General features: G+C 65.3%; 7 protein-coding genes and 1 tRNA gene. 2 read left to right on the top strand and 6 right to left on the bottom strand.

Going from position 1 to position 9,680, the window contains the following annotated elements:
- A partial coding sequence (locus ABNS06_RS07385; RefSeq protein ID WP_348673579.1) for an MMPL family transporter occupies positions 1 to 1,860 on the bottom strand: 1,860 nt, incomplete at its 3' end.
- Between the two features lie 2 nt (positions 1,861 to 1,862).
- Complete coding sequence (locus tag ABNS06_RS07380) at positions 1,863 to 3,242, bottom strand: DUF1329 domain-containing protein (RefSeq protein WP_348673578.1); 1,380 nt, start codon at positions 3,240 to 3,242, stop codon at positions 1,863 to 1,865.
- Positions 3,243 to 3,508: 266 nt separating this feature from the next.
- Here ABNS06_RS07380 and ABNS06_RS07375 point away from each other — a divergent pair, with 266 nt between their 5' ends.
- Positions 3,509 to 5,533, top strand: a complete 2,025-nt coding sequence (locus ABNS06_RS07375) for a hypothetical protein (protein WP_348673576.1) — start codon at positions 3,509 to 3,511, stop codon at positions 5,531 to 5,533.
- Here ABNS06_RS07375 and ABNS06_RS07370 read toward each other — a convergent pair.
- Together ABNS06_RS07370 and ABNS06_RS07365 are read right to left on the bottom strand one after the other, a co-directional pair.
- Positions 5,516 to 5,686: a hypothetical protein gene (locus ABNS06_RS07370; RefSeq protein ID WP_348673574.1), complete on the bottom strand. Its 171-nt coding sequence runs from the start codon at positions 5,684 to 5,686 to the stop codon at positions 5,516 to 5,518. The two genes, ABNS06_RS07375 and ABNS06_RS07370, sit on opposite strands and share 18 nt — an antisense overlap.
- Before the next feature lie 63 nt (positions 5,687 to 5,749).
- Positions 5,750 to 5,826 (bottom strand) — tRNA-Pro (locus tag ABNS06_RS07365).
- A 341-nt stretch (positions 5,827 to 6,167) separates the two neighbouring features.
- Between ABNS06_RS07365 and folD the strand changes: the two genes are divergently transcribed.
- Complete coding sequence (folD, locus tag ABNS06_RS07360) at positions 6,168 to 7,028, top strand: bifunctional methylenetetrahydrofolate dehydrogenase/methenyltetrahydrofolate cyclohydrolase FolD (RefSeq protein WP_348673572.1); 861 nt, start codon at positions 6,168 to 6,170, stop codon at positions 7,026 to 7,028.
- A 12-nt stretch (positions 7,029 to 7,040) separates the two neighbouring features.
- On the opposite strand, the gene ABNS06_RS07355 is transcribed toward folD, so the two are convergent.
- Both ABNS06_RS07355 and ABNS06_RS07350 read right to left on the bottom strand, forming a co-directional pair.
- A complete protein-coding gene (locus ABNS06_RS07355) occupies positions 7,041 to 8,027 on the bottom strand; it encodes a DUF3369 domain-containing protein (RefSeq protein ID WP_348673570.1) in 987 nt (328 codons plus the stop codon).
- Positions 8,027 to 9,637 (bottom strand): ATP-binding protein, encoded by a 1,611-nt coding sequence (locus ABNS06_RS07350; protein WP_348673569.1) that lies wholly within the window; start codon positions 9,635 to 9,637, stop codon positions 8,027 to 8,029. The genes ABNS06_RS07355 and ABNS06_RS07350 overlap by 1 nt, the downstream gene beginning before the upstream one ends.
- Positions 9,638 to 9,680 lie beyond the last annotated feature (43 nt).

The following is a 9,680-nucleotide window of genomic DNA, read 5'->3' as shown; positions in this document are numbered from 1 at the left end:
GCGTTCGATGACGCGGTTGACCGCCTCCTGCAAGGCGATCACGCCCGTGCCCAGACGCACCGTGAACGCCGGGTGGTCCACGCCGACCCGCTCCACCGCTTGGCGAGCGGTGACCAGAGCCTGATCCACCGTCTCCTGGCGGTTGTCGGCATACCACATCGACACCGTGGAATGCTGGAGGTCCTCCGACACCACATGGCTATAGGCCTCGGCCGAGGCGCCCATCATCGCGCCCATGGTCGCGGCGCTGATCGCCGACTGGCGCGGGTCCAGCGGCAGCCATTTCGGGTGCCCGCCGGAGAACAGGCGATTGACTTCGGTCAGGTAGTCCGCGAAGGACAACGTGGCCCGTGGCGGAAACTCGGCCGCTTCCAGGCTGCGCTGCAATCCCTGCATGGTCTGGACGGTGTCCAGTTGCTGACTGACCCAGTTCGGGTCGTCGGGATCTTTGGCCTCGAGAATGATCTCCAGCGTGTTCGTGCCCGGAAAGTGATCGTTGATCGCGCGCACCGCGGTGTTGAACTCGGAGTCGTGCCACAGCAGGCTGCTGCCCTCCACCGGGTTGCCGATGCGGATCTGCGTCGACGTCCAGCCGACGACCACGGCCACGACCGCGACCACGCCGGCGGTCCGCCAGACCACGCGACGCCGGCTGAGCCCGGCGATGCCGACCAGAAGCCGGTTCAGCACCGCGCGATGTCCGTCGGAGCCGTCCGCGGTGCGCCGTGTTTTCGGCGACGGCGTGGTCGCCAGCAGCAGCGTGATCAAACCCACGCCGGTGGGAATCAGCCACAGCGCCCACATGCCGCAGAAGATCGCGTGCCGCACCATCGCGGGAATCGGCGCGGCAATGACGACGGCAATGCCCATGGCGTCGGTGAGAATCGACAGCACCGACGGTGTCGCCATCCGTTCCATGGTCCGCCGCGCAGCCTCCGCACGGTCACCGCATTCGGCCAGCAACTCGGAGAAGCGCTCGATGAACTGCACGCTGTGCGAGAACGAGCGCGCGATGAGCAGCAGCGGCACCACCATCAGCAACGGCTCGACCTCGATGTCCAGCCAACCGACGAACCCGAAGCCCCAGATCGCCGCCGTGCCGCTGGTGACGATCGGAATCACCACGCCAACCAGACTGCGCATGTACAGCATCAGCGCTAGGATGAGAATGCCGATGGTGACGCCGAAGATCATGAACAGCTCGACCTGGTGGCGGTAAACCCACCCCACCAGCGCCGGTTGTCCGGTCAGGTGAACGGCGTGCCGGTCGCTACGCGCCGCCTCGACCAGACCCTGCACGTACTCGAAGGTCTCGGCGTAATCGAGACGATGCTCGATGAACGTCGCCATGATCAGCGTCGCGCTCTCGTCGCCGGAGATCAGGAAGGTCTTGGTGTTGGGCGACTTGTTGACCCGCTCATGGAACGCCGCGATTTCCGCCGGCGTGCGCGGCGGGGTGTCGTTCATCAGCGGGCGCATGTCCACGCCGAAGGGGGTCGCCTCGGAATAGCGGGCTTTTTCGGTGGTGATCGAGATCACCTGGGCGTGATCGACCGCCGGCGCGAGGTCGATATCGCGCGTCAGCCGCCAGACCAGTTCGATGGTGTCGGTGTTGTAGATGGTCCCATCACGGTTTTGCACCATCACCATCAGCGTGAGCGGGTTGCCGAAATTCGGGTGATCCTTGAACACCTGCACGAACGGATCGTCCCTCGGCAGCAGGTCCGAGAACACGGTCTTGAGCTGGACACGTGGCACCCCGATCGCGAAGAACAGCGTGACCAGCGCGAAGGCGGCCAGACAGAGCCGGCGATGTTCGATCATCCAGGCCGCGAGCCGGGCCCGACGCGACGCTCCCACGCTCAGGTCTTGCCCAGCTTGATCAACGCGAGCTGCGTCAGATAGCGATCGAATAGCTCCGGATCATTGGCGCCGCTCTTGTGGACGCCCTCGACCTGGCGCACCTGCTCCAGCCGGGTGACGTCACCGGTCTGGATGTCGGATGCGATGACATGCGTCCAGCTCCAGTACGGGTGCTCACCGTCCATGATCCGCTGGTCGCCGTTCTCGTAAAGGCTGTAGGCCCCGTCGAACGAGCGATAGGGATTGCCGCGGCGGTCGTAGGTGACCATGCCGATTAGCGCCTGGTTGCGGGCGTCGAACCACAGGTGTTTCTTCGACACCGGCGCACGCGGAAAGCCGGTCGGCCGGGCCTCGACGACGATGGCTTCGGGCACCAGCTCCACCTTGGTATTCCAGAACGACAGGTCTCGGCCGCCGCCGTGGGTCTCGTGCTCCCAGTTCTCATGCGCCGAGTTCCAGTTGTCCGACAGCCCCGCCAGAAACGGACCGCGGTGGACAATCTTGAAGTCGCCCCAGGTGCGCAGCGGATCGCCCGTGCCCCAGGAATCGGACAGGTACAGCGACGTGCCGGGCAGCAGCGGCTCGAAGCGCTGGTCGGTGGGAAACCGGCGTATGCGGCGGAACTCGGCGACATAGCCATGCAGTTCCGGGAACACGTTCTGGTCGTAATCCCAGATGTTCAGAAACGAGGTGCCGCGAAACTGCTGCGGCTCCAGGAAGAACACCGACTGAAAGCGCAGCTTGTCCTTGTACTTAGGCCAGTAGGGCTTGGGCTCCATCGCCACGCGGGCCACGGTGTTCAGCTCCGCCCAGCCGCCGGTATAGCGGAACTTGACCTTTCCGTCCGCGTTCAGCGACGTCATCTTGATCGCGTAGAAACTCGCGTCGTGCCGGCCCCAGCTCAGCACCTGGGCGGCGTAGAGTTCGACGGCCTTCTGCGGGTCGGGAAACGGATTGCCACCGATCCACGGCTCACCGGTGTCGGTGACCACGTTGCCCTTGTCGTCAAACCGCGCCTTGCCGGCATTGCGCAGCGTGGCCTCGATGTATTCCCAGGGCGACAGGCGCATCGGGTCGGTGGTCGTCGCGACCAGTTCCAGCCGTCGCCCCTGCTCCTTGATCTGCTGGTAGCGAATGGGCTCCAGCAGGTCCTTGACCAGCTCGACGTTGCCGGCGTCGATGGTGTCACCCGGGCTGATCTTGCCGCCGGTGTACTCGTCGATGGACAGCAGTTCGTCCGGATAGGCCGGACTGATATCACCCTGATTCGCGATCGTCGACCAAAGCGGCATCAGCAGACCGGCGCCACCGACGCCTTGCAGAGTCCGGCGCAGAAACTCGCGGCGGCTGTAATCACGCCCGAAGCGTCTGACGTGCATGGACGGTCTCCTCCACGGCGAAAACCCGGACGTGTCCGCCCGCCGCATTGTTCGAATGTTTACGTCGCACCTTGATCGTCGAGGGACCCACCCTTCACCACCCGAATGGGTAGTCACATGCACGGGGCAATCGCCGGAGGATCGTGGGGCTGGTCGGCCAGGGAGGGTCCGATGACAACCACAGCAATCAGCGCCGTCCGGGTTGAAACGGCCATTGCACCGTCGCCGTTCGTTGGGACGCGCGCCTCGGTTACGGCGGGAAGCCCGTGATCTCCGCGCGCTTACGCCAACCGTCACGCATCACGCTGGGCGCGGTGCTGTTGTGCGCCGCCATCACCGCCTGGGCGGAACTGGATCTCGCCGCCTTCGATCGCCAGGTCGACGCTCAGCTCGCACCACTGCGCCCCGCCGATTCGGCCGAACCACCCGGCATCGACATCCGTGTCACGGGCCTGGACCCGGCAACCGATATCCGGGGCTTCGTGGAACTGATCGATGCCGACGGATCGGCCTGGCTGCCCACGCTGCTGATGCGTTCGGGCGACGAACGCCAGACCCTGACCGGAAAGCTGCCACCGCTGCCGCCCGGTGTCGCGGACATGCGCATCAACCTGCGCCTGCGGGACGATACCGGTATGCGCTGGCTTGCCCGTACGGTTCGTCTGCACACCGGCGGTGATCTGTTCGCGGTCGACTGGACGATCCGGAACACCACGACCGGATCGGCATCCATCGACGCCACCGCCTGGTCCGTGAGCGACCCGCGACCCTTGCTGCAACGCCTGCTGCCGACGCCATTCGGGCTCCCGGTCGCCGCTGTCGCCACACTGGATGATCGCACCGAACCACCACCGGGCTTGGAAAACCTGGAATCGGCCTGCGCCGCCGACCCGACTCGGGTGAGGTCACCGTTCAGCGCCCTGGCCCCGGCGGCTCGCGCACACTGGCGTATTCGCCTCCTCGCCGTTCGCTGCGCGCTGTGGGCGGGACGCAGGGATATCGCATTCGCCGGCATTCTGCGCGCGGCGGACGACGGACATCTGCGTCCGGCGCTGGCGGCGCCGGCGCTGGAACTCGCCCGGAGCGATATCGACCACCAGCGCCACGAACGGGCACTGGCCACGCTCGACGCGATCGACCCGGTGCTGCCGGACACGGCCCGGGATGACTGGCGTCATCTTCGCGCCCTCGCCTATCTCGGACTGCGGCAACCGGACATGGCCAGCGAAACCCTGTCGTCCGGCCGGCACCTCGGCCCGCTGGTGCACTGGGAGTCGGGCGACCCGGACCATGTGAAATACATCTACATGCGAATGAATCTGGCGATCGCGCTTGCGCAGTCCGGGCACAAGCCGCTCGCGATGACGCTGCTGGACGATATCGGCCGGCGTAACCCCGACGACGACGAAACCCTGGCGCTGCGCGAACGGGCCAATGCGATGCTGGGCTGGATGCTGCTCCGGGATGGTCACGGCGCCAACGCCGTCGCCGTGTTCGATCGCATGTTCTCCGGCAGCCAGGCCGCGGACATGGCCATGCTGGGGCTGGGCTGGGCGCTCGCCGGGGAGCCGGGAAGCGCGCAACCCCGTCCGCGGCTGCCGGTCGATGCGTCGGTGACGATGGACGCACCAACTCCCACCGTGCTGGTGGCGATGGAACGCGCCGACGTACTGTCCTGCGAACAAATCCTCGCGTTGCTGCCCGGCGCGGCCACGCCCTGCTCCGTGCCCACCGAACTCGACTGGTCCTGGCCGGATGACGAGGAGCAGCGACGGGATCGGGCGCTGTCGGTCTGGAGCGCGCTACTCGACAGACAGACGCAAAGTGTCGCGTCCATCGAAGCCGCGATCGCCGCCGCCGACATCCTGATCCATCGCCAGCGCCAGGCCACGGCCGGGGAACAGCTCGACACGACATTGACGACCATCTCGCGCACGGATAGCGCGATCGCCGAGGCGCGTCGTCACCTGGCCGGCGCACTGCCGACAACCCCCGCCGCGCCACCCGGCACCGCGATGCGCACCGGTGCCGAGGCCGTGGACCTGGAACTCGGCGACTGGCTGGCCTCCGCGCCGGTGCATCAGGCCCTGGAAACCCTGCAATGGCTGGACGCCCCGTGGGTGGACACGCTGGAGCCGGCCCGGCGTGAGCATCTCCGGGCGATCCGCCAATCCCTGCTGGAAGCGCTGGTCGCCGATGGCCAGTCGCGACTCGACGGAATCCACGAACGGCTGCGCCGCTACGAATTCGCCGCGCGATTCAGGCTGGCTCGATTACAGGATGCCTCGTAGACAAGATCGTCCGCTGTCCCGCAGCTCGCGGGACAGCGCACGTTTTCCGGCCTGTCTCTGCGCTTTGGTGCTCTTGCCGTGGGCACCGCCCTTTTGCAGCAGCGGATGCGTGGCCGCTCGAAAGCGCAGCTTCGGCTTGCCGGTGGTTTTCATGACGAACTCCTCGTCATGTGGGTGGACCGGAGAACCCGACGGCCCCGAGCGGGCCGAGAAAGATGGTCGGGGCGGAGGGATTTGAACCCCCGACCCTCTGCTCCCAAAGCAGATGCGCTACCAGGCTGCGCTACGCCCCGACTGTGTTGCCTTCAGTTTACTCGTCTACCTTCATCGCCGAACGCATCGTGAAATCGAAACATCCGTCACACTCGGGCTCCTGCCCTCGTGTCAGTTCGCCGTCGCCCCGGCCGGGCTTCCTGCCCGGCGTTCGCATCGGCGAAAGCAGTGCTTTCGCTTCGTCGATGCTCACCCAAAGCAGATGCGCTACCAGGCTGCGCTACGCCCCGACTGTGTTGCCTTCGTTCCCGACGCAAGCCCGGTCTGGAACGGGCGCGGATTGTAGCAGGTCGAACGGTCCATAGCCGTCACCGGAAGGCCCGTGCGACAATTTCATCTGCGCCATCAGTCTGCCTCTTGAATGACAGCCCAATTGATTGACGGACGCGCGATTGCCAACGGTGTGTTGGAGCGCGTCCGGACCACTGTGGACCAGCACCCGGATCGACCGCGCCCCTGTCTTGCGGTGGTGCTCGTCGGAGCCGACCCCGCCTCGCAGACCTATGTCGGCTCCAAGCGCAGGACCTGCGAGAAGCTGAACTTCGGGTCGGTGGCGCTGGATCTTCCAACCGAGACGACACAGTCGGACCTGATCGCCCGGATCGACGCACTGAACGCGGACGACTCGGTCCACGGCATTCTCGTGCAGTTGCCGCTGCCGGCGCATATCGATCCCACCGCGATCATCGAGCGGATTGATCCGCGCAAGGATGTGGACGGCTTTCACCCCTACAACATCGGTCGGCTGGCGCAGCGCATCCCGGCCCTGCGTCCCTGCACGCCGCTGGGCGTGATGACGCTGCTGGAGCAGACTGGCCTGCCGGTGCGTGGCAAGCGCGCGGTCGTGGTCGGCGCATCGAACATCGTCGGACGACCGATGGCCATGGAGTTGCTGCTCGCCGGTGCGACGGTCACGGTGACGCATCGCTTCACCGAGCATCTCGATGAAGAGGTCGCGCGCGGTGACATCGTGATCGCGGCCGCGGGCAAGCCGGGACTGGTAAAAGGCGACTGGATCAAGCCCGGCGCGGTGGTCATCGACGTCGGCATCAACCGCCGCGCCGACGGCAAGCTGGTCGGCGACGTCGAGTTCGATGTCGCACGCGAGCGGGCAGGATGGATCACGCCGGTGCCGGGCGGGGTGGGCCCGATGACCGTTGCGATGCTGATGGCGAACACCCTGACCGCCTGCGAGATGCAGCGCGCGGCCCGATCCGGCTGAACCGAAAGGCGCTCAGCCGCGCTTGAGGCCGTTGCGGGGTTTCTTGTCGGCGGATTCGGTCTCGATCCGGTGCAGCATCGCCTCGTACGCCAGTGCGACGCTGCGCAGGAACATGTCGATCAGCTCCTGATCCGGACGCGACATGGTGGCGGGCCCCGAGATGTAGAGCAGGTGCTGTCCGCCACCGCTGGACTCGAAATAACCCGAGAAATGCTCCGGCGTGACGATGTTGCGGTGCTTGCGCGCCGCCAGTGTCAGGTTGTGGTAATCGAAATGCGCCAGCACATCACCAGGCTTGCGCCCCACGAAGTCGGTGAAACGACCGGTCGCGGCGACGATGCGCTCTTCGCCGCCCTCGCGCACGGTCGCGACACTGGAACTGACGTAGATCATGTCGGCCGAGTCGTAGATCAGCGCGGCAACCTGTTCCAGTACGCCCTGCACGAACTGCTCGACCGATTCGGTCTTGAACAGATTGGCGGAAGCCTGCACGACCTGCAGCAGTCCGCGGCGATTGGCCTCCAGCGCCAGCAAATCCCGATACGAACGCAGCGCCGTGTAGACCACGGTGAACAGCTTCTTGGCCGTGAGCTCGGTCTTTTCCTTGTAATCGTTGATGTCGTAGCGACGAATGACATCGCGTTCGGGCGCCTGGCCCGGCTGCCCGGTCCGCAGAACGATACGGGTGAAGCGGTTTTCGATGACGTTGCGGATGAAATCCGCGACTTCCAGACCGGCGTGATCGGTCTCCATGACCACGTCGAGCAGCACCACCGCGATGTCGCGTCGCTCGCGCAGCACCTCGCGCGCCTGAGCAGCCGAGTGCGCGGATACGAACTCCAGACCGCGCCCCGCGAACTCGAAGCCGCTGAGCGCCAGCTTGGTCACGGCATGCACTTCTTCTTCGTCATCGACGATCAGCAGCGGCCACCGCGCCAACTCGCCTGAAAACTCTTGGGAATCTTCGTCGTCGTCGGCAAAGACCAGATCATCTTCCATCACGGCGCCCCAGGAACATACGGAAAATCGAAAGCGAAACGCGTCCCCTTCCCGAGTTCACTTTCGCAGCTCACGCGCCCGTCCATGGCCTGCGTCGCCAGGTTATACACAATATGCAGTCCAAGTCCGCTGCCACCCTGCCCACGACGCGTCGTGAAGAACGGATCGAAAATCTGCTTGAGATGATCCGGCGGTATACCTCGACCGTCATCGGCAAAATTCATCAGAATTCGATCTCCCGCCCGACGAACGGTCAGCGACATCGTCCCGGGCGTGTCGTCTTTGAAGGCGTGCAGCAGCGCGTTCATGACCAAATTGGTCACAATCTGCGACCAATTGCCAGGATGCCCGGAGATTATCAGGCCCTCCTCGCAGGAGAAATCCAGCGAATGCGGCGTCTTGCGCAGGTTCGGCGCCAGCGAGAGCAAGACATCCTCCAGATAGGGCTTGACCTCGAAGCTGCGCCGCTCGTCGCTGGACTGGTCCACCGCGACCTGCTTGAAACCCTGGATGAGCTCCGCGGCGCGGCGCAGGTTTCCCAGCAGGATCCCGGCGCTGTCCCGAGCCACCTGGATGTAGGCCTCCAGCTGCGATTTCTTGAGTTGGCCGCTGGCCATGCGCTCGGACAGATCGGCCGTCTGCTCCTGCAGATGACTGGCCGCGGTCACGCCAATGCCGATCGGCGTGTTGATCTCATGCGCCACGCCGGCGACCAGGCCGCCCAGCGAGGCCAGCTTTTCGGACACGAGCAGTTGCTCGCGCGCCACCTCGAGGCTCTCCTCCGCCCGCTTGCGCTCGGTGATATCGCGAATCGCGCAGACCACCATGGGCTCTCCATCGGAGACGGTGTGACCAATGGACACATCGATCGGAAACTGCGTGCCGTCCTTGCGACGCCCGATGCCTTCGCGGTCTCCGCGCTCGGACTCGGCTTCAAGCCCGTTGAGCATGCTGTCGATCAATGCGTCGACACGGTGATGCGAGGTCGCGCTGAGTTCCGAGATCGACATGCCGACGAGCTCGGTCGAGCTGTAGCCGAACATCCGCACCATGGCCGGGTTCACCGTCTCGATCACCCCACCCTTGCGCACGGTGACGAGCCCGTCCGGCACGGCGGCGACGATGCTGCGGATCAGGTCTTCGGAGGCACGACGAACCGCCTGCGATTCCTTGACCTCCTTGGCCCGTCGCTCGATGGCGTAACGAATCGTGCGCAGCAGCGCATCGCCATCTTCGTAGTCGCCCTTGACGATGTAGTCCTGCGCGCCCTGCTGGAGCGCGGTCGTGGCGATGGTGTCGTTCTTCAGCCCCGTGAGCACGATGATCGCCGTATCCGGCGCCACCTGTGTGATGGCCTCGATGTTGCCCAGGCCCTCACCGTCCGGCAGCCCGAGATCGAGCAGCACGCAGTCGATGGGCTGCTGCTCCAGCACGTCACGGGCCTCGGACAACCGGGTCGCGTGCTTCACGTCCAGACCGCGCGGAAAATCCGCCATGGACAGGAAGGTTTCGATCAGGCGTGCATCGAATTTGGAATCCTCGACCAGCAACAACCGCATCGGACCGGTGTCCGGGAGGATCGCTCTGGAGGTTGGCAGATCGCTGGTCAAGTCTCTTCCGAATCGTCTGTCAGGCTTAGGGAAGCTCTAATCT

It is taken from the genome of uncultured Abyssibacter sp. (assembly GCF_964000955.1).
Taxonomy (GTDB): domain Bacteria; phylum Pseudomonadota; class Gammaproteobacteria; order Nevskiales; family OUC007; genus Abyssibacter.
The sequence above is the reverse complement of the archived record's forward strand: the minus strand, read 5'-3'. Positions and strand labels throughout refer to the sequence as shown.